Genomic DNA, 19,115 nt, shown 5'->3' with positions numbered 1-19,115 from the left:
ACCCCCCGCCCGAGTAATACGGATCGCCCGGGACCGCAACGCAGCCCGTCAGCAGCGCGAGGCCGCCGAGGACAACGCTGGCACCAAGAACGCGAGTTTTTTGCATGAGGGACTCCTTGTTGACCTTCAGTTTTCTTTCAACGTCAGGTTGTAGACCCTGTTGACTGCGCTGCGATGAAGCTGCGTAACGGCCGGTAAAGAGGCGGCGGGTGCCGAAGCTCACTCCGGGATGCCGCTCTCCAGAATCTCCAGCATACGCGCCTCGTCGATCACGGTCACCCCGATTTCGCGAGCCTTGTCGAGCTTGCTGCCGGCTTCTTCACCGGCGACGAGGTAATGGGTCTTCTTGCTGACGGAACCGGCGACCTTTGCGCCGGCTGCCTCCAATTTATCCTTTGCCTCGTCGCGGCCCAGCGTAGGAAGGGTACCGGTGATCACGAAGGTCAGGCCCGCCAACGGCTTCGGCGCACGGGCTGCGGGCTCGCCCTCTTCCCAGGTCAGCCCGCAGGCGCGCAGCTGTTCGACCACCTCGCGGTTGTGCGGTTGGTCGAAGAAGGTGCGCAGGCTCTGCGCCACCACCGGGCCCACGTCGTTGACCTCCAGCAATTGCTCTTCGGTCGCGTCCATGATGGCGTCAAGCTTGCCGAAGTGCTTGGCCAGGTCTTTCGCCGTGCTCTCGCCCACGTGCCGAATGCCCAGGCCGAAAAGGAAACGCGGCAGCGTGGTTTTCTTGGACGCCTCGAGCGCATCGACAAGGTTCTTGGCCGACTTCTCGGCCATCCGTTCCAGGCCCGCGAGCGTGGTGAATCCGAGCTTGTAGAGATCGGGCAAGGTACGGATGAGGTTGGCGTCCACCAGTTGCTCGACCAGCTTGTCACCCAGCCCGTCGACGTCGACCGCGCGCCGCGCTGCGAAGTGCAGGATCGCCTCCTTGCGCTGCGCCGCGCAGAACAGGCCGCCGGTGCACCGGTAGTCGACCTCTTCCTCTTCGCGCACCGCATCCGAGCCGCAGACGGGGCACTTGTGCGGCATGGTGAAGATCTGGCCGCGTTCGCCCTCCGGCTTGGCAAGGCTCTCGGGCACCACGCCGACCACTTCGGGAATCACGTCGCCCGCGCGCCGCACGATGACCGTGTCGCCCACGCGAACGTCCTTGCGGCGGGCTTCGTCCTCGTTGTGCAGCGTGGCGTTGGTCACGGTCACGCCGCCGACGAACACCGGCGCGAGCTTGGCGACCGGCGTGAGCTTGCCGGTGCGGCCGACCTGGATCTCGATGCCGAGCACCTCGGTGAGTTGCTCCTGCGCCGGGTACTTGTGCGCCACGGCCCAGCGTGGCTCGCGCGAGACGAAACCGAGCTGCCGCTGCAACTCGACGCTGTCGACCTTGTAGACCACGCCATCGATGTCGTAGGGCAAGGCATCGCGCTGGCGGCCGATGTTTTCGTGGAACGCGATCAACTCGATGGCTCCGGTGGCCCGTGCAGTCTGCGAGGCCACGGGAAAACCCCAGGCATGGAACTGCTGCAGCCAGTCGAACTGCGTCGGGCAATCCGGGCCGCCTTCCGCGGCCGGCGTGACTTCGCCGAGGCCGTAGGCAAAAAAGCTCAGTGGCCGTGCCGCCGCAATCGCCGGATCGAGCTGGCGAACCGCGCCGGCTGCCGCATTGCGCGGATTGACGAACACCTTCTCGTTCTTCTGGCCGGCGGCGATCTTTTCGCGCTGACGTTCGTTGAGCGCGTCGAAATCGGCGCGCTTCATGTAGACCTCGCCGCGCACCTCGACCACGGGCGGCGCCTTGCCCCCGAGCCGCAGCGGAATCTCGCGCACCGTGCGGATGTTCTGCGTGACGTCCTCGCCGACTTCGCCATCTCCGCGCGTTGCCGCCTGCACCAGCACGCCGTTTTCGTAGCGCAGGTTCATGGCGAGACCGTCGAACTTGAGCTCGCATACGTACGACACCTGCGGCCCGTCTTCGGGCAGGCCCAGCTCCTTGCGCACGCGCGCATCGAAGGCGCTCGCGCCGCCGGGCGTGATGTCGGTCTCCGTGCGGATCGAGAGCATGGGCACCTTGTGGCGCACCTTGGCAAAGCCGTCGAGCACCTTGCCGCCCACGCGCTGCGTCGGCGAATCGGGTGTGCGCAGCTCGGGAAACTCCGTCTCCAGGGCCTGCAGGCGCTGGAACAGCTTGTCGTACTCGGCGTCGGGCAGTGCGGGCGCGTCGAGCACGTAATAGAGGTGGGCGTGCTTGTGAAGCTGTTCGCTCAGTGCGGCGGCTTCGCGTGCCGCCTCGTCGCGCGTCGTCATGTGGGTGTCTCCCGAAGGTCGGAGTTAGCTGAAGAGGCGCCGTGCCAGCGGTGAGCCGGCCGCGAGGTCGCGTGCATCGAGCGTGTCGTAGAGCTGCTCGAGGTCGCTGCCGATGACGTCCATCGTCTCGTCGCGCAGCAACTGGCCGTCGCTGTCGGTCACCACGCCGTCCATCTCGCGCGCGAGCGTGGCGGCGGCTTCGCGCATGCGGCGGAACGGCTCCTCGGCGCGATCGACCTGCGGCACGTCCAGGCTCAGGCTGAGCTCGCGGATGGCCGATTGCGCCGGATCGTCGGCAAGCGCGGCCTGGGTGTCGAAGGCGAGCCCAAGAATCGGCGGCAGGCCGACCTCGCCCGTGGGCAGCACCATGCGCCCCGGGATGATGCCCGCCACGAAGCCGAGCCGCGCGGCGTTCTGCTGCACGTAGCCCGGGCTCCAGGCCGCATGCAGCGCACGCAGCACGAAGCCCAGCTGCGCATCGTGCGCGCTGGCGAACTGGTCGAGCTCGCGGGCCCGCGCCACTTCGTCGAGCATCTCGGGAAATTCGGGCGAGCCGTTGACCGCATCGGCAAAGGCCTGCGCCTTGACCACGAATTCGGAGTATTCGATCTCGTTGAGCGCGCCCGTGCGATTGGCCAGCTGCACGCCGACCTGGAACGCGCTGTAGCGTTGACCCGCGACGGGCGGCTCCCACTGGCCGGTGTGCTCGTTCAAGCCCTCGATGGCGACCGGCTTGCTGCCCGCGCGCCGCGTCGGCGGCATGGCCGCGATGGCGGCATCGCCCGAGGCCAGGCCGTCCAGCGACACCGGTGCGATCACGTCGATCAGCGGATCGAGCCCGCCGCGCCGCTCGCCGGTGGCGACCGGGACGCCGCTGGGCGCCGGCAGGTCGGGGTCGAACAGGGGCTCGTGGCGGTCTTGCGCCGATATCTGGTTCGGATCGACATGCAGCATCGGCTCCACGCCGTCGGCCGACGACATGGACCGCTCCGCGTCGGCCAGCGCGGTGTCGACCGCATCGGGCTGGCGCGGTGCGTTGCGGCGCGACATGAAGGTTTCGTAGCCGACGACGGCCGCGAGGACGAGGCCTCCAAGAATGGAGAGAGCGAGAGTGAGATTGCTCATGCGCGCCGCTCGACTCAGGCGGCCTCGACCATGGAGGCCGCGGCCTCCATGTCCACCGCGACGATGCGCGAGACGCCCTGCTCCTGCATCGTGACGCCGATCAGCTGCTCGGCCATTTCCATGGCGATCTTGTTGTGGCTGATGAAGAGGAACTGGGTTTCGCGGCTCATGGCGGTCACGAGTTTGGCATAGCGCTCGGTGTTCGCGTCGTCCAGCGGCGCGTCCACTTCGTCCAGCAGGCAGAAAGGCGCCGGGTTGAGCTGGAAGATGGCAAACACCAGCGCGATGGCCGTGAGCGCCTTCTCGCCGCCCGAGAGCAGGTGGATGGTCTGGTTCTTCTTGCCGGGCGGCTGTGCGAGCACCTGCACGCCGGCATCGAGGATTTCGTCGCCCGTCATCACGAGTCTTGCATTGCCGCCACCGAAGAGCTCGGGGAACATGCGGCTGAAGTGCTCGTTGACGATCTTGAAGGTGCCGCCGAGCAGGTCGCGCGTCTCGGCGTCGATCTTGCGGATGGCATCTTCGAGCGTGCCGATGGCTTCATTCAGGTCGGCCGACTGGGCATCGAGGAAGGTCTTGCGCTCGCTCGCGATCGCGAGTTCGTCGAGCGCGGCGAGGTTGACCGCGCCCAGCGCGACGACTTCGCGGTTGAGGCGATCGATTTCGCTCTGCAGGCCGGTCAGGCGCACCTTGTCGGTCTCGATCGACTGCGCGATGGCTTCCAGGTCGGCGCCAGCGTCTTCCAGCAGCTGCTGGTACTGCTCGACACCCAGGCGCGCGGCCTGTTCCTTCAGCTGGAACTCGGTGATGCGCTGGCGCAGCGGATCGAGCTCGCGCTCCAGCTGCAGGCGGCGCTCGTCGCTCGCGCGCAGCTTGAGCGTGAGGTCGTCGTACTGGCTGCGGGAGGCGCCGAGTGCGGTCTCGCGTTCGAGCTTGAGCGACAGCGCGTCCTGCAGGCCGGCTTGCGCTGCGGCGTCGGACAGGCGGCCCAGCTCGGCGCGGGCGCGCTCGTCTTCGTCGGTGAGCGCCACGACCTGCTGCGATGCGGTCTCGATGGCGCGATTCAGTTCGGCGCGGCGAGCTTCGAGCGTGCGTTGCGAGAACGTGGCTTCCTGCGCCTGGCGCTCCAGGCTGCGGTGCTGCTCGCGGCTGGCATTCAGCGCGCGGCCGGCTTCGATCACGCGCTCGTCGAGCTGGGCGTGGCGCTCCTGGCTGTCGGCCAGTTGCATGTCGAGCTCTTCGAAGCGGCCTTCGGCGGCGATGCGCTTTTCCTGCAGCTCTTCGAGTTGCGCATCGACCTCGCCGAGGTCGGAAGCCAGCTGCTGGCTGCGCGCACGCGTCTGCTCGGCGAGCTGGGTCATGCGCAGCGTCTCGACCTGCAGTTCGTGGGCGCGCGATTGGGTATCGGCCGCTTCGCGCCGCGCGGTCACGAGGCGCTGGGCGGCGTCGCCGTAGGCGGCTTCCGCACGGATCAGCGCGGTGCGCGCTTCTTCGTTGATGAGCGTCTGGGCCTTGAGCTGGCGCTCCAGGTTTTCCATTTCCTGCTGGCGGGCCAGCAGGCCGGCCTGCTCGGAATCTGGCGCGTAGAAGTTGACGCTGTGCGAGGACACGGCATGGCCGCTCTGCACGTAGATGACTTCGCCCGGCTGCAGCGTGGCGCGCTGCGCCAGCGCTTCTTCGAAGCTGGAGGCGGTGTAGCAGCCGTGGAGCCAGTCGTTCAGCAAGGCTTGCTGGCCGGCATCGTTCAGCCGCAACAGGCTCGACAGCCGCGGCAGCGTCGCGGCGCCCTGCGGCGCTCCGGCCGACGGCGGGCTGTAGAACGCGAGCTTGGCCGGCGGCGCGTCGTTGCCGAAGGCACGGACCATGTCGAGCCGGCTGACTTCGAGCGCGCCCAGGCGCTCGCGCAGGGCCGCTTCGAGCGCGCTTTCCCAGCCCTGCTCGATGTGGATGCGGCTCCACAGGCCCTGAAGCCCATCCAGGCCGTGCTTGGCGAGCCACGGAGCCAGCTTGCCGTCGGTCTTGACCTTTTCCTGCAGCGCACGCAGCGCTTCGAGCCGCGCCGAGAACTCGGCATGGCGCGCACCTTCGGTGTTGACGGCCTGCTGCTTTGCGCGGCGGTCGTCGTCCAGTTGCGGCACGGCTTCCTGCAGCTCGTGCAGGCGGGCCTCGGCTTCGCTGGCGGTTTCCTGCGCGGCGGCCAGTTGCTCCTGCATGTCGAGCAGGCGTGCCTCATCGGGCGCGGCCAGCGCGTTCTGGTCGGCGCGCAGGCGTTCGCTGCGCTGCGTGAGCTGGCGGCTCTGGTCTTCGATGTTGCGTTGGTCGGCGGCCAGCACCTGGATCTGCTGCTGCACCTGCGAGACGGTCGTGCGCTGGCTGTTGGCCTCGTCCTGGGCGCGCTGCACGGCTTCTTCGAGCTCGGGCATGCGCGCGTCGTGTTCCTCGAGCTGCGCAGCCAAAAGGATCGCCTGCTCTTCGGCATCGACGCCCTTGCCGGCCAGCGTTTCGATCTCGGCCTCGGCCTCTTCGCGGCGGGTGCCCCACTGGCCCATCTGCTCGCGCAGCTGCACCAGCCGCTGTTCGACGCGCTGGCGGCCTTCGACTACGAAACGGATCTCGCCTTCGAGCCGCCCGACTTCGGCGCTGGCCTCGTAGAGCTTGCCCTGTGCCTGGTTGACCTGGTCGCCGGCCGCGTAGTGGGCCTGGCGCACGGTCTCGAGTTCGGCCTCGATGCGGCGCAGGTCCGCGGTGCGCGATTCGAGGTCGTTGATCGCCTTTTCGGAATCGGACTTGATCTTGGCCTGGTCGGCATCGCTCTCGCTGCGCTTGAGGAACCACAGCTGGTGCTGCTTCTTCGTGGCGTCGCCCTGCAGCAGGTTGTAGCGCGCGGCCACCTCGGCCTGCTTCTCGAGCTTCTCGAGGTTGGCGTTGAGTTCGCGCAGGATGTCCTCGACGCGCGTGAGGTTCTCTCGCGTGTCGCCCAGGCGGTTTTCGGTTTCGCGGCGGCGTTCCTTGTACTTGGAGACGCCGGCGGCTTCCTCCAGGAACAGGCGCAGTTCCTCGGGCTTGGATTCGATGATCCGGCTGATCGTGCCCTGGCCGATGATGGCGTAGGCGCGCGGGCCCAGGCCGGTGCCCAGGAACACGTCCTGCACGTCGCGGCGACGCACCGGCTGGTTGTTGATGTAGTAGCTGCTGGTGCCGTCGCGCGTGAGTACGCGCCGCACGGCGATTTCGCCGAACTGGTTCCACTGGCCGCCGGCGCGGTGGTCGGCGTTGTCGAACACCAGTTCGACGCTCGAGCGGCTGGCCTGCTTGCGGGTGGTTGTGCCGTTGAAGATCACGTCCTGCATCGACTCGCCGCGCAGTTCGGAGGCGCGCGATTCCCCGAGCACCCAGCGCACCGCATCCATGATGTTCGACTTCCCGCAACCGTTGGGCCCCACCACGCCGACCAATTGGCCCGGCAGCAGGAAGTTGGTGGGTTCGGCGAACGACTTGAAGCCCGAGAGCTTGATGGAATTGAGACGCACGACTTGTCGGCCTGCCTTGGCATTAACGCCAAGGTATTGATTTGTAAGGAAAATTGCACGGGCCCGCAGCTAGAAGCGAGCCGCCGCCCCAGTCTTGGATGATAACGTCAGGGCATGAGTGTTTCTCCGGTTTTACCCCTTGCGGCGCGACGCACCTGCCTTCTGGCCGGGGCTGCCTCCTTGCTCGGCCTGGCGGGCTGCGCGGCGACCCGATCGACCGAGCGCGCCGAGCCCTATGCCAACCAGGAATGGCTGCAGTCCGGCGCCAACCGCATCGCCAACCTTTCGTTGCGCGACAACCTCCAGTCGATCCGGCGCGTGCAGACCACGCTCTACCGGCGCAATCCGCGGGAATGGCGCAAATCTGCGGCAAACGTCGACGACGCGAGCCAACGGGCCTGGGACGCGGTGCTGAAGGGCCCCGACCTGCCCGAGCTGCGCGGGGCCACCGGCATCGAGGCGATCCGCCTGGCCTTCGAGACCGGGCCCCAGGCCTACCAGGGCGACCGCGTCGCGGCGCTGGTGGTCGGCTGGGCTTCGATGCTCAAGCAGGCCAACGGCGGCACCTGGGAACAGACCATGATTGATGGCGTCGATGCCGAGAACAGCTACCGGGCCGCGCGCAATTTCGAGATATCGCTCTGGCTGATCTCCTCCAAGACCGCCCCCGACGGCCAGCCGCTGCTGCTGGCCACCGAGATCAGCGAGCGCGGCCGCAACCTCGTGGCCGACCGGGAGCTGTCGAAGGTGGTGGCCCGGCTCGATCTGCTGGCCGCGCAGGCCGACGAGAAATACCGCCGCGCAGCGCTCGATTTCGGGCAGAACTGGGTCATGGGCGTCGTCATGCCCTTCTTCACGATGCTGCCTAAATAGGCTTGCCAAGCCGAATGATTTGGGGAAATATATTTCCCAAAATGCCATTTGCGGTAATATGTTTCCGTGAACAAGCAGGAACTCATCACCACTCTTACCGCGCGACGCGATGCCACGGGACTCTCGACCGCGGACATCGCTTCGCGCTCGGGGCTCACCGAGCGCTCTGTGCGCAACGCCTTGAGCCTCCAGGGCAATCCGCAGATGTCCTCGTTGCTCGCGCTGGTCGATGCGCTCGGGCTGGAACTGCAGCTGGCGCCCAAGGGCTTCGGCGAAAGCGCGGGTACCGATCCCGGCTATCGCCCCGTCACCACCCGCGTGGGCCATGCGGTCGCACAAGCCCCGTCCCCGCCGCCTTACACAAACAAGCGCGGCTCGCCATGAATGTCAAGATCCTGGAGATCTCGCTCGGCACGCGACGCTTCGGCAAGCTCTTCCAGTACGCGGACCTGTGCCGCTTCGTGGCGGAGCCGGAGTTGATCGCCGCGCCGCCGCCGGAGGTGCTGTCCCTCTCGATGGTGGCGAGCGACCCGGCCGCGCAGGCCGCCCTCTGGAGCGACGTGAAGAACCCGCTCTTCAACGCCCAGGGCGGCCAGCTTCCGCGCTTCTTCCAGAACCTGCTGCCCGAAGGCGTGCTGCGCAGCCACATCGCGCAGTTGCGCGGCTGCCGCGAGAACGATCACTTCGAGCTGCTCGCAGCCTGCGGCGGCGACCTGCCCGGTGCGGTGAGCGCCAAGCCGGTGTCTGTCGATCGCGGCACGCTGCAGCGGCTGATCACCCAGGACCAGGACGCGCTCGAGATGTCGGTGGTGGAGCTGCCGATGCCGCAAGGCATCTCGGTGTCCGGCGTGCAGCCCAAGCTGGGCCTGCGCCGCCAGGGCGGCCGCTACGTGGCGCGCACGCGCGCCGGCGCGAGCACCCGCGTGATCGCCAAGCTGCCGGTGGCCGGACGGCCGCACATGCCGCAGCTCGAAATGCTGTCGCTGCAAATGGCGGGCGCCGCGGGCGTCGAGGTGTGCATCGCCGAGCTGGCGCCGCTCTCGGCGATCAAGGCGGAGCACAGCTACGCGCTGCCCGACGAGCCCGACTTCCTGGCCGTGACGCGCTTCGACCGCGACGGCGCGCGCCGCATCCATTTCGAGGACTTCGCGCAAGTGCTCGCCGTGGATCCGATGCACAAGTACAGCGCCAGCTACCTCGACATGGCACTCGCCATGCAGGCCTTTCCCTCGCTGGGCGAAGACGCCGTACTCGAACTCGTGCGGCGCCTCGCAGTGAACGACCTCCTCGGCAACCCCGACGCCCACTTGAAGAACTTCGGCGTGCTGTACGCCGACGGCATTGCGCCACGCCTCGCGCCGGCCTACGACATCGTCGCGTACGCAGCGATCCAGGGCGTCGACGGCCATGCGCTTCCCCTCCTGCCGACGAACGCCGCTGCGCCCCGGCGCACCGCCCTCTTCACGCCCGCCAACGTGCGCGCCTTCTGCTTCTCGACCGGCCTGCACGAACCTTTGGTGCGGCGCGTGGTCGCCGACACCGCTCGGCTCGCCCGCAACCTCTGGCCCGAAATGATCGACGGCTCGACGCTGCCCGCGCCGTGGAAGAAGCGGCTGCAACAGCGCTTGCAGGCACACCCGTTGCTGCAAGCCATGGCCAAGCGCGGCAAATAGGCCCACGGAAAAACACGCCCCCTAGAATGATTCAGCCCTCCACCCCCCAACCCATTCGAGGCAGCAGCAACTCATGAGCTCCATCAATTTCATCGGCGGCGAAAAAGGCGGTGTCGGCAAGTCGGTCACGGCGCGCGTCCTGGCGCAGTACTTCATCGACCGCAGCCGCCCCTTCACCGGCTTCGACACCGACCGCTCGCACAGCTCGTTTACCCGCTTCTACGAAGGCTTCGCCTCCCCCGTCGTGGTGGACAGCTACGAAGGACTCGACACGGTCGTGAACGGCTTCGAAAGCAATCCGAAGCAGAGCGTGATCGTCGACCTGGCCGCCCAGACGCTGGCCCCGCTGTCGCGCTGGATCAAGGAGTCGGACCTGTTCGACGTGTTCGCCGAAATCGGCGTGACCGTCAATTTCTGGCACGTGCTCGACGACGGCAAGGACTCCACCGACCTGCTCGGCACGCTGATCGACACCTTCGGCAACCGGCCCAACTACATCGTGGTGCAGAACTACGGGCGCGGCAGCGACTTCGGGATGCTGCTGGCGTCGCAATCGCTCTCCAAGGCGAACGCGAACGGCGCCCGGGTCATTGCCCTGCCGCGCCTGCACGAAGCCAGCATGCGCAAGATCGACGCGCAGAACACGAGCTTCTGGAAGGCAGTGAACGACCGCGAAGGGCCGCATGCGCTGGGCCTGCTGGAACGCCAGCGCGTGAAGTCGTGGCTGGCTACGGCCTACGCCGCGTTCGACACGCTGCCGCTGTAACGCCCCCGAGCGGCCTCAAATCATCCCGCCGTTGATCGAGATCACCTGCCCCGTGATGTAGGCCGCTTCGTCGCTGGCCAGGAACGAGGCCAGCGCGGCGACTTCCTGCGGCGTTCCCGCCCGCTTCACCGGCACCATCTGGTTGATGACCGCGGGATCGAACACCGCATCCGCCATCGGCGACGCGATGATCCCCGGCGCAATCGCATTGACCGTCACGCCGCGCGACGCCACTTCGAGCGACAGCGCCTTGGTCGCGCTGTTGAGCGCGCCCTTGGCCGCGGCGTAGTTCACCTGCCCCCGGTTGCCGGTGATCGCGGACACCGAAGAGATGTTCAGGATGCGCCCCCAGCGCGTGCGCATCATCGGCAGCAGCAACGGCTGCGTCACGCGGAAGAATCCGTTGAGCGACACGTCGATCACCTTGTGCCACTGGTCGGCGCGCATGCCCGGCAACACGGCGTCGTCGTGCACCCCGGCGTTGTTCACGAGGACCTGGACCGGCCCGCCTTCCAGAATGCGCGCGCACGCCGCTGCCGAAGCTTCGTCGCTGCGCAGGTCGAACACATGGCATTCGGCCTTGCCGCCCGCCGCCATGATCGAAGCGGCCAGTTGCTCGACTGCTTCCGGTCGCGAATTCGCGTGCAGCAGCACCGTCGCGCCATCGCGTGCAAAACGCTCGGCCATGGCGGCACCAAGTGCGCCGCTGGCGCCCGTGATCAGCGCGCGCTTTCCTTCGAGACTCATGATGCGGTGCTTTCTGTTGCGAGCGGCGTGTTCAGGACCACCACGGCCCGGCCCTCGGCCAGCGTGCGGCCGTCGTCGGCATTCACCGCGAATTCATAAAGGATCTGCCGCTCGTCGCCCGACAGGCGCCTGGCCTGCACCCGCAATGCGCCTTCGATGTCGTCGAGCCGCGCCACCGCCAGCCGCACATTGCGCGCACTCGCAAGAAAGCCGGCCGACGGCGTGCTGCCCTCGGCAGCCAACAGGCCGCCATGCAACGCCATGGCCTGCGCCGCGTACTCGATGAGGTTCGGCGCCAGCAAACCGCCGGCGGTGCGCAGCGGGTTGTCCGCCAGCCGGTGCGTCGTCGTGCTGCAGCGGATCACCTCCGCGTCCCACCCGTCGAGCTGCTCCAGCAGGCACATGCTGCCGCTGTGCGGAATGCGCGCGGCAATGCCTGCGCGGTCGAGCGTCTGCGGCGCCGTCAAGCGGCGGCCTCCAGGTCGGCCACCAGGAGCACGTTGGCGAAGGGCGTGCCTTCGCTCATCGGAATGCTCTGCACGCGAAAACCCAGGCGCTGCAGCAGCGCCGTCCACTCGGCGAGCGGCCGGCCCCAGGTCGGCGAGACCTTGTGGCCGCGGATGCGCGTGACCGTGCGATCGACCCATTGGCTGATCGCGAAACCGCGGCGGCTCGATGCGTCGCCCACGCGCAGCAGCAGCCGCGCCTTCGGGTTGCCGCCGCGACGCAGCGCATCGCGCACCCGCGTCAGCACGCCCTCTTGCGCCGTGAGGTCGACGTAGTGCAGCACGTCGAGGATCACGACCAGGTCGCAATCGGGCAACGCGGCCGAACACATGTCGGCGCACACCAGGCGCGGCGTCGGCTGCAGGTGGCCGACCGACGCCTCGGCGCGCGCCACGTCCTTGGGCATCAGCTCGATGCCGGTGTAGTCCGCAGCCGCCGGCGTGGCCGGCCACGAAGCGGGCCAGCGCCCCTGCTGCTGCATGGTGCTCATCGACGCCAGCAGGCTCACGAAGAGGCCCTGTCCGCAGCCGATGTCGACCACGCGCCGATGCTGCGCATCGATCAGCCCGCGTTCGAGCAGCCCGCGAAACACCGGGTCGCGTCCGAGCTTGCCGCGGGCAAACTGCCAGGCGAAGGTGCCGCCCTTCTTGTAGGGAACGGTCGCCGCTTCATGCAGCTCGCGCCACGCGTTGTCCGTGGATGACGACGGCATCACGGCACTCACGACTTCATCCCTTCGGGCAGGGTCACGGCGCGCAATCCATCGGCGCGCAGGCGTTCGAGCAACAAGGGCAATACCTCCAGCAAAACGGGTTTTCCTTCGGCGGTGCGCGCGGCGTTGCCGTCGTGCAGCAACAGGATGTCGCGGGCCTGCAGGTTGCGGGCGAGGCGCGCCATCACCTTGGCGGGGTCGCCTTCGCGCGTGTCGAAGCCGCGCCGCGTCCAGCTCACGAGCGAGAGGCCCAGGCGATGCAGCACCGGTTCGAGAAACGGATTGCGCAGCCCGGCAGGCGCGCGAAAGCAGGTCGGGCGCTGGCCCGTGACTTCGGTCAGGATGTCCTGCGCCCGCGCGATCTCGCTCGCGAAGCCGCGCGGCCCGAGAAACGAGAAGTTGTGCCGGTGCCTCGCCGTGTGGTTCTGGATGCTGTGGCCGCGCGCCACGATCTCGCGGGCCAGCTCCGGATGCGCGAGCACGCGCTCGGCGATGCAAAAGAAGGTGGCGCGCTGGCCATGGGCGTCCAGCAGGTCGAGCACGCGGGGCGTGACTTCAGGCTCCGGCCCGTCGTCGATGGTGATCGCGACTTCGCGGCGGGCAGCGGCCGCTTCGGGCAAGCGCGTGACGTTGGGGCCCAGCAGGTTGCTGCGCGGCGTGAGCCCGGCACCGGTGATCAGCGCGTGATTGAGCACGATCGCGCCGATGGCCCAGGGCCACGCGCCCGGCACCAGCACGCCCGCGCCGATGGCGGCCACATGCCAAGCCGCGCTGGCGCGCATGGCCGGCGGCCAGGGCCAGGATTCAGGGGCGGCGGTAGCGGAAGACATCGCGACGGATTTTCCCATCAGGTGCGCTGCGTGGACGACTCCGCCGGCGGGGCGACATGCCGGGCGAATGCCGCCGACAGCAGCAGCGCCAGCAGCGCTCCCGGCGCGACCACGCGACCGATTGAAGACAATGCCGGGATATCCGATATCGCAATCAAGCCGAACGACACCACCGTCGTCAGGTTGGCCAGCATCAGCGAGGCCAACGTGTCTTCGTCCGCCCGCCCCGTCGTGCGTAGCTGGTCGAAGAACAGCGCGTAGTTCGAACCGACCGCCACGATCAGCAGCAGCCCCACCAGGTGCAGGATGCCGAGCGCGGCCTGCGCCAGCGCCATGCCGCCCAGCGTGAGCATCACCGCGAACACCAGCGGCTGGCACACGGCCAGCAGCCGGCGCCACGAGCGCAGGTAGATGCCCAGCAGCACCACCACCGCCAGCGCGCCGAGCAGCACCTGCACGAAAGCCTCGTGCAAGTAGCGCTGGTACAGGCTCGCGAGTTCGCGGCCGACATCGACGACCTGAACGTCGGTGGTACCGGCCAGCGCGGCTTCGAGCCGGCCCTGGTCGAATTTCGGACCGGGGTGCAGCACCAGCAGCGTCGCCCATCCGCCGCCGGGGCGCTGGTACATCAGCGTGTTCAGCACGGAGCCGAGCGGGCCGCCGGCCAGGTCGGCGCGCTGCACGGGCGCGAGTTGGCGCGCCGCCTCAACGTCGGCCAGGAAAGGCCCGAGCCGCGAGGCCGGCAGCGGCAGGCCCTTCGTGGCCTCGGCCAGGTTGGCTTGCAGCGTTGCGGCATCGGGCAGGCTTGCGATGCGCGCGGCCTGCGCCGCTGCACTCGGCAGCACGCGCGTGACGGCCTCGTAGCCGCCGAGTTCGGCCGTATCGACCAGCGCATCGAGCTTGGCGGCGGCCGCTTCGGTGTTGCGCAGCGCCGCCTGCTCGTCGTCTCCGTAGGCCACCACCAGCACGCCGCCGTCGCTCGCGCCGATGTCGTTGCGCAACATCTCGTCCAGCTGCTGGGCCGACTTGGGCACCGGACTCATCGCTCCCAAGTCGGCGCGCCAGAGGTGCCCGCCCTGCCACAGCACCAGCCCCAGCGCGGCCACGCCGAGCGCCGCGAGCGGCCAGCGCAGCCGCGGCAGGCCGCGCACCAGCATGCCGGCGACCTGCGCCATGTACCTGCGCATGCCCATGCCGGTCGCGCCGTCGGGCGCGAGCATCGGCAGCACGTAGCGCGTGGCCAGCGCGGCAGCGACCAGGCCGGCAATCGAAAACACGCCCAGTTGCGCGAGCCCCGGAAAACCCGAGAACACCAGCGCCGCGAAGCCGCACACCGAGGTCAGCAGCCCGAGCCGCACCGTGGGCCAGTTGAGGTCGCGCCAGCGCTGCCAGCCGGTGCCGGCCACGGCCGCCCCGCGCGCCTGGATCAGGTAATAGATGGCGTAGTCGACCGTCTCGCCGATCAGCGTGCTGCCGAATCCCAGCGTGAGGCCGTGCACCGAGCCGAACACCAGGCTCACGCTCGCAGTGCCGATCACCACGCCGGTGGCGACCGGCAGGAAGGCGATGAGCAGCGCGCGCGGCGAGGCAAACGCCAGCAGCAGCAGCGCGCCCATCACGATGCCGCCGACGATGGCGAGGTGGATGGCTTCGGTCTTGATCTTGTCGCGGCTCATCACCGAGAACACCGGGGGGCCGCTCAGCAGCAGCTTGGGCTTGGCCTCGCCCATGTCGCGCGTGGCGGCTTCGAAGGCCGCATGGACCTTCGCGATGGCCACGGCCTGCGCGTCCAGGTCGCTCCCAGCGGCGCGCGTGGTGGCGATCATCAGTGCGCGCGGCGCGCTGCGCGACATCCACACGCCGTCTTCGCTGCGCGGCGCGCTCGCGGGCACCAGCTCCATGGCGATGCGCTGCGTCTCGCCGGTCGGGTCGCGATCGAGCAAGGGCTTGATCACGTTGCCGGCCGGCGTGCCGAGCATCGACAGCGTCTCGTTGATCGCGTCGCGCAGGCCTTCTGCGGTGAACTGCGCGGGCGTGACGCCGGGCGACAGTTGGTAGCGGTGCTGAAGCACCCAGGCGCCAGCCTCGCTCCAATCGCCGACGTCGCCGTTCTGGATCAGGTCGAAAAGCTGGCTCTCGCGCATGGTCTTGGCCGTGGCGCGCGAGACCGTCGCGCGCTGCTCGGCGGTGCCGCCTTCGATGCCCAGCATCAGCGTGCGCGAGGCGACGCCGCTTTGCAGCTGCTCGATCAGCACGCGCTGGCGCAGGTCGGGGCTCTTGGGCAAGAACGCCGAGAGATCGGCGCCGATCTGCGTACGCGCGATCACCACCGCACCGCACACCAGCACCAGCAGCCACGCGAGCAGCACGACCGCCCTGCGCTGCCAGCTCGGCGGGCCGCCCGCCTGCGGCGCCGTCGCGGCAGTCACGGTGCGGTGCGTCCGGCCGCGCCGGACGGGGCCGCGTTGGGGGATGCCGCGGGCGCAGGCGCCGGCGCGTTCGGCGAGATGTTCATGACCGAGCGGTCACCGCCGACGAACTCCATCTCCAGCCCGAGCACGTCGCTCGCGCGGCCGCTGATGCGAATGCTGCGCACCTGCGCGGCCAGCCGGCTGTCCATGGGAGAGAGGTCGAGCGTCCACTTGCCCGGCGCGCCGGTCACCGTGCTCTTGAAGTAGCGCTGCAGCGTAGCGCCGTCGCCGCTCAACGTGCCGCGCATGGCTTCGACCAGGCCGAGCAGCTCGGGCATGCTGTCCAGCGCCAGTGTGCGGTTGCGGCCGCCGCGCGAGAGCGTCAGCGTGTTGCCGTCGACCGCCATGGTCTCGATGCGCGGCGACAGCGTGCGGCGCACCAGCTTGTCGGGTGCGTCGAAGCTCAGCGTGCCGCTCGCATCGAGCGGGCCTTCCAGCCCGTGCACGAAACGCTGTTCGGTGAAGCGGGCCTCGCCGCTCTTCTGCTTGGCCAGCAGGCCCATCAGCTCGGGCAGGTCGAACGCCCACGCCGGCGCGGCGCAGAAAGCCACCGCGAGTAGAAACACCCTGCAAAGCCGGTCAAGCCGTATCTTCGAGCCAGAAATCATGAAAGTTGAACCAGTTGTACGGATAAGCGCGGCACAGCGCCTCCAGGCGTGCGACGTAGGCCTCGACGGCGGCGCGGATGCGCCGCTCGCGGTCCGCGGCATCGGCGGCAGGCTCGCCGAAGTCGGCCAGCGGATCGAAGCGGACATCGTAGCGGGCCCCCCCGCCATAGAGGCCGGCCATGAAGAACACCTTGCGGCGCAGCAGCGCGGCGAGCCGGAACGGCCCGTCGTTGAAAGTGGCGGGCTGCCCGAGGAACGGCAGCACGATGTTGTTGCCGCGGTGGTGCGAGGGTTGGTCTTCGCTGCCCGGCAGGGTGCGGTCGGCGAGCATGCCGCCCAGCCCGCCGCTGTCGAGCCAATCGCGCAGCGCGAGCATCGAGTGCGGCCGGCCGAGCGCGATCACGTGCGGCCGCATCTCGGGCAACGCGATGGCATTGAGGATGGCGGTGATGCGCTGTGCGTTGTCCGGGTACATCAGCATCGCCAGGCGAAGGTCGTGCTGCCGCGTGCGGTGCTTGCAGGCGCCCATGACCTCGAAGCTGCCGACGTGGGCGCCGAGCAGGAACGCGCCCCGCCCTTCGTCGGCTTCGGTCTCCAGCGGCTCGTTGCCTTCGATCGTCAGCTTGAAGAGGTCCATGCGTCCGCGCAGGAAGTACACGCGGTCGAGCACGGTCGACGAAAAGGCGTGCAGCAGCCGGTAGCCGTCGATCCAGCCCGCGTGCGGGCCGATGGCCCGGAACAGGTAGCGCTTGATCTGGCGGCGCGGCGCAGGAGCGAAAAGCAAAAAGTACAGGCTGATCGGAGGCAGCAGCAGCCGCGTGACGTGACGCCCGCACACCAGCGCCATGAAACAGATGAAGCGCAGCGCCAGCATGTTGCTGCGCTCGGGCGCCTGGGTCCAGCCGCCCTTCTGCGTCGCCTGCGCAGTCTGGGCCGCCTCGTTGACGGCGCGCGTTTCGGCGTCGGTGTGCTTCATCACGCAGACTCTTGCACGGCCGTCCAGCGGCCGCTGACAGCCACCACGCCGTCGCAACGCACGTCGAAACGGACGCCGCGGCCCGCGCCCGCTTCGGGATGCAGCTCGATGGAGAGCGTGCTGCCAGGCCGCACGGGTGCGAGAAACTTGGCCGCCGCGAGCGTCGGCGTCGCACCAAGCCGGGCGACCAGCGCTGGCACGCGCTGGATGGCCTCGACCACCTCGGCCAGCACCAGCGCGCCTGGCAGCAGCGGCTGGCCCGGGAAATGGCCGGCAAAAGAAGGATGGTCTGCGGGCACCGTGTGGACGATCTGCACCGGCGTGTCGTCTTCCGCAAGTTGGGCCAGCGCGAATTCGCGCAGCGCCCGCACGGTGAGCTTGCCGGTGCCTTCGCGCGGGAACGACTTCACCTGCACCACGCGCCGCGGTACGAACACCGGCTCGAGGCGCTGGCGCAGCGCGGCGACGATGGCGCCCGCCGTCAGCGTGGGCGCCACCACGAAAGCGATCGGCCGCACCACGCCGTCGGCCACCTCGTCGGGCAGCCAGAAGGCGCCGTCGTCGACGCCCGCAATGCTGTTGAGGTGATAGTTCAAGTGCGCCAGCGAGCTGCGCCGGCCGGCCACGTGGATCAGGTCGTTCGCGCGGCCGAACAGGCGAAAGCGCCGGTCGTCGAGCAATTCGAGCACGTCGGCCATGGGCGTCGGCTCGGGCAGGAAGTCGCCTTCGAAGATGAAGCGCTCGGGGCCATCGGCCTCGCCCGGCTCCGCACGCACGCGGATCTGGCCGAAGTTTTCCCAGATTTCGCTCTCGGTCGTGCGGCGCGTGGCGACCTGGCCCGACTCGGTGCTGCCGTAGATCTCGAGCAGCACGGCGCCCATGGCCTGCTCGGCCTGCAGCGCGAGCTGCGGCGACAGCGGCGCGGTGGCCGAGAGGATCAGGTCCACCGGCGGCAGTTCGATGCCCGACAGCAGCAGCGTCTTGAGATGGAACGGCGTGGTCACCAGCGCGCGCGGGCGCGGCACCGAGGCCAGCGTCTGCGCCACGTCGGCCGGAAAGAACGGCCGCCCGCTTTCGAAAGCGGCACCGCCCAGCATCGCCAGCAGCACCGACGATTCGAGCCCGTAGCTGTGCTGCACCGGCACGGTGGCAACCAGCGTCAGGCCTTCGAGCGTGGGGCGTTCGAGCACGCGGCAGAGCCGCTCGACCGCCACGGCCACGTCGCCTACCAGCGTGCGCCAGGTCTTGGCATGCGGCTGCGGCGCGCCGGTGGAGCCCGAGGTGAGCAGGCTGGCCGCGTGCATCGCGCCGTCGAACGCAGGCACGGTTGCGCTCGCATCGCCGTCGAGGCTGGAGCGGTCTTCGATCAGCACGCTCTGCATGCCGGGCGTTTCGAGTTTCGTGTCGTCGGTGAGCGCAAAAAGCCGGGTGCCATGGCTCTCGACGAGGCGCGCCAGCGTGTCGGGGCGCGCATCGGGCGGCAAGAGGCTTGCGTGCCCGCGCAGCAGCGCAGCGCCCAGGCTCACCGCGAACGCGTAGCGGTCGACGCACAGGTTGACCGCGGGGCCCTCGTCCGGCAGCACCGGCGCGAAGCGGGCCACGTCGGCCAGGAACTGGCGGGTGCTCACCGGTACGCCGGCGCGCCAGGCCAGCGGGTCGTCGGGGTCGCGGTCCGCGAGCAGGGGCAGGAGGGGGTTGTCTGTCGTCACGCGGGCTGCGCCTGTGTTACCGGGGGCCGGCGCCGTTGTCGATCGTCGAGGTGCCGTAGAAGGCGCGCACCGCATCGACCAGGCGCGTGCGCTCGAACTCGGGGTGCAGCCGGTAGCGGATCAGGTGCTCGCCCACGAAAAGCAGGCCCACCGACACGGGCGACAGCACATTGGCAAGAAGCGACCAGGCCGAGAACGGCATCGTCAGGTAGACCACGATCGACGACACGACCACGACCGCGAAGTACACGGTCCAGACCTGCGTGAGATGCGTCGTGTAGGAA

The 19,115-nt window shown here is 68.8% G+C and carries 15 protein-coding genes and 1 pseudogene; 4 read left to right on the top strand and 12 right to left on the bottom strand.

Annotated features, from left to right (window positions below; all coding sequences use genetic code 11):
- Positions 1-219 precede the first annotated feature (219 nt).
- The 3 genes from ligA to smc are packed head-to-tail and all read right to left on the bottom strand — an operon-like array spanning position 220 to position 6,959.
- Positions 220-2,304 (bottom strand): NAD-dependent DNA ligase LigA, encoded by a 2,085-nt coding sequence (gene ligA, locus RT97_RS26385; RefSeq protein WP_042581825.1) that lies wholly within the window; start codon positions 2,302-2,304, stop codon positions 220-222.
- A gap of 24 nt (positions 2,305-2,328) precedes the next feature.
- Positions 2,329-3,429 (bottom strand): cell division protein ZipA C-terminal FtsZ-binding domain-containing protein, encoded by a 1,101-nt coding sequence (locus RT97_RS26380; RefSeq protein ID WP_042581824.1) that lies wholly within the window; start codon positions 3,427-3,429, stop codon positions 2,329-2,331.
- Between the two features lie 14 nt (positions 3,430-3,443).
- Entirely contained in the window at positions 3,444-6,959 is a 3,516-nt protein-coding gene (gene smc, locus RT97_RS26375; RefSeq protein ID WP_042581823.1) for a chromosome segregation protein SMC, read from the bottom strand.
- A gap of 114 nt (positions 6,960-7,073) precedes the next feature.
- On the opposite strand from smc, the gene RT97_RS26370 reads away from it, so the two are divergent.
- From RT97_RS26370 to RT97_RS26355, 4 genes are all read left to right on the top strand, one after another.
- Positions 7,074-7,832, top strand: coding sequence for a hypothetical protein (locus RT97_RS26370; protein WP_042581822.1), 759 nt, complete (start codon positions 7,074-7,076; stop codon positions 7,830-7,832).
- Between the two features lie 66 nt (positions 7,833-7,898).
- Complete coding sequence (locus RT97_RS26365) at positions 7,899-8,216, top strand: helix-turn-helix domain-containing protein (protein WP_042581821.1); 318 nt, start codon at positions 7,899-7,901, stop codon at positions 8,214-8,216.
- Positions 8,213-9,505: a type II toxin-antitoxin system HipA family toxin gene (locus RT97_RS26360; RefSeq protein WP_042581820.1), complete on the top strand. Its 1,293-nt coding sequence runs from the start codon at positions 8,213-8,215 to the stop codon at positions 9,503-9,505. Before RT97_RS26365 ends, RT97_RS26360 begins: the two co-directional genes overlap by 4 nt.
- 73 nt (positions 9,506-9,578) lie before the next feature.
- On the top strand, positions 9,579-10,271 hold the full coding sequence (locus RT97_RS26355) for a mobilization protein (protein ID WP_042581819.1): 693 nt from the start codon (positions 9,579-9,581) through the stop codon (positions 10,269-10,271).
- 15 nt (positions 10,272-10,286) lie between these two features.
- Here RT97_RS26355 and fabG read toward each other — a convergent pair whose 3' ends face one another.
- The 9 genes and pseudogenes from fabG to RT97_RS33545 form a co-directional block, all read right to left on the bottom strand.
- The gene (gene fabG / locus RT97_RS26350) at positions 10,287-11,018 is read right to left on the bottom strand and encodes a 3-oxoacyl-ACP reductase FabG (protein ID WP_042581818.1); all 732 of its coding nucleotides are present in this window, start codon (positions 11,016-11,018) and stop codon (positions 10,287-10,289) included.
- Positions 11,015-11,485 carry a 3-hydroxymyristoyl-ACP dehydratase gene (locus tag RT97_RS26345; protein ID WP_042581817.1) on the bottom strand — a complete coding sequence of 157 codons (471 nt, stop codon included), beginning with the start codon at positions 11,483-11,485 and terminating at the stop codon, positions 11,015-11,017. The genes fabG and RT97_RS26345 overlap by 4 nt, the downstream gene beginning before the upstream one ends.
- Positions 11,482-12,249 (bottom strand): class I SAM-dependent methyltransferase, encoded by a 768-nt coding sequence (locus RT97_RS26340; RefSeq protein ID WP_042581816.1) that lies wholly within the window; start codon positions 12,247-12,249, stop codon positions 11,482-11,484. Before RT97_RS26340 ends, RT97_RS26345 begins: the two co-directional genes overlap by 4 nt.
- A complete protein-coding gene (locus tag RT97_RS26335; RefSeq protein WP_042581815.1) occupies positions 12,246-13,085 on the bottom strand; it encodes a polysaccharide deacetylase family protein in 840 nt (279 codons plus the stop codon). The genes RT97_RS26340 and RT97_RS26335 overlap by 4 nt, the downstream gene beginning before the upstream one ends.
- Entirely contained in the window at positions 13,085-15,496 is a 2,412-nt protein-coding gene (locus tag RT97_RS26330) for an MMPL family transporter (RefSeq protein WP_042581814.1), read from the bottom strand. The genes RT97_RS26335 and RT97_RS26330 overlap by 1 nt, the downstream gene beginning before the upstream one ends.
- Positions 15,493-16,146 carry a LolA-related protein gene (locus RT97_RS26325; RefSeq protein ID WP_042581813.1) on the bottom strand — a complete coding sequence of 218 codons (654 nt, stop codon included), beginning with the start codon at positions 16,144-16,146 and terminating at the stop codon, positions 15,493-15,495. The genes RT97_RS26330 and RT97_RS26325 overlap by 4 nt, the downstream gene beginning before the upstream one ends.
- Complete coding sequence (locus tag RT97_RS26320) at positions 16,118-17,122, bottom strand: acyl-CoA synthetase (protein ID WP_042581812.1); 1,005 nt, start codon at positions 17,120-17,122, stop codon at positions 16,118-16,120. The genes RT97_RS26325 and RT97_RS26320 overlap by 29 nt, the downstream gene beginning before the upstream one ends.
- A complete protein-coding gene (locus RT97_RS26315; RefSeq protein ID WP_042581811.1) occupies positions 17,122-18,831 on the bottom strand; it encodes an AMP-binding protein in 1,710 nt (569 codons plus the stop codon). The genes RT97_RS26320 and RT97_RS26315 overlap by 1 nt, the downstream gene beginning before the upstream one ends.
- Before the next feature lie 16 nt (positions 18,832-18,847).
- Positions 18,848-19,115 (bottom strand): annotated as a pseudogene (locus RT97_RS33545) (hypothetical protein); the annotation flags it as partial.

The organism is Variovorax paradoxus (assembly GCF_000834655.1).
Taxonomy (GTDB): domain Bacteria; phylum Pseudomonadota; class Gammaproteobacteria; order Burkholderiales; family Burkholderiaceae_C; genus Variovorax; species Variovorax paradoxus_F.
The sequence above is the reverse complement of the archived record's forward strand: the minus strand, read 5'-3'. Positions and strand labels throughout refer to the sequence as shown.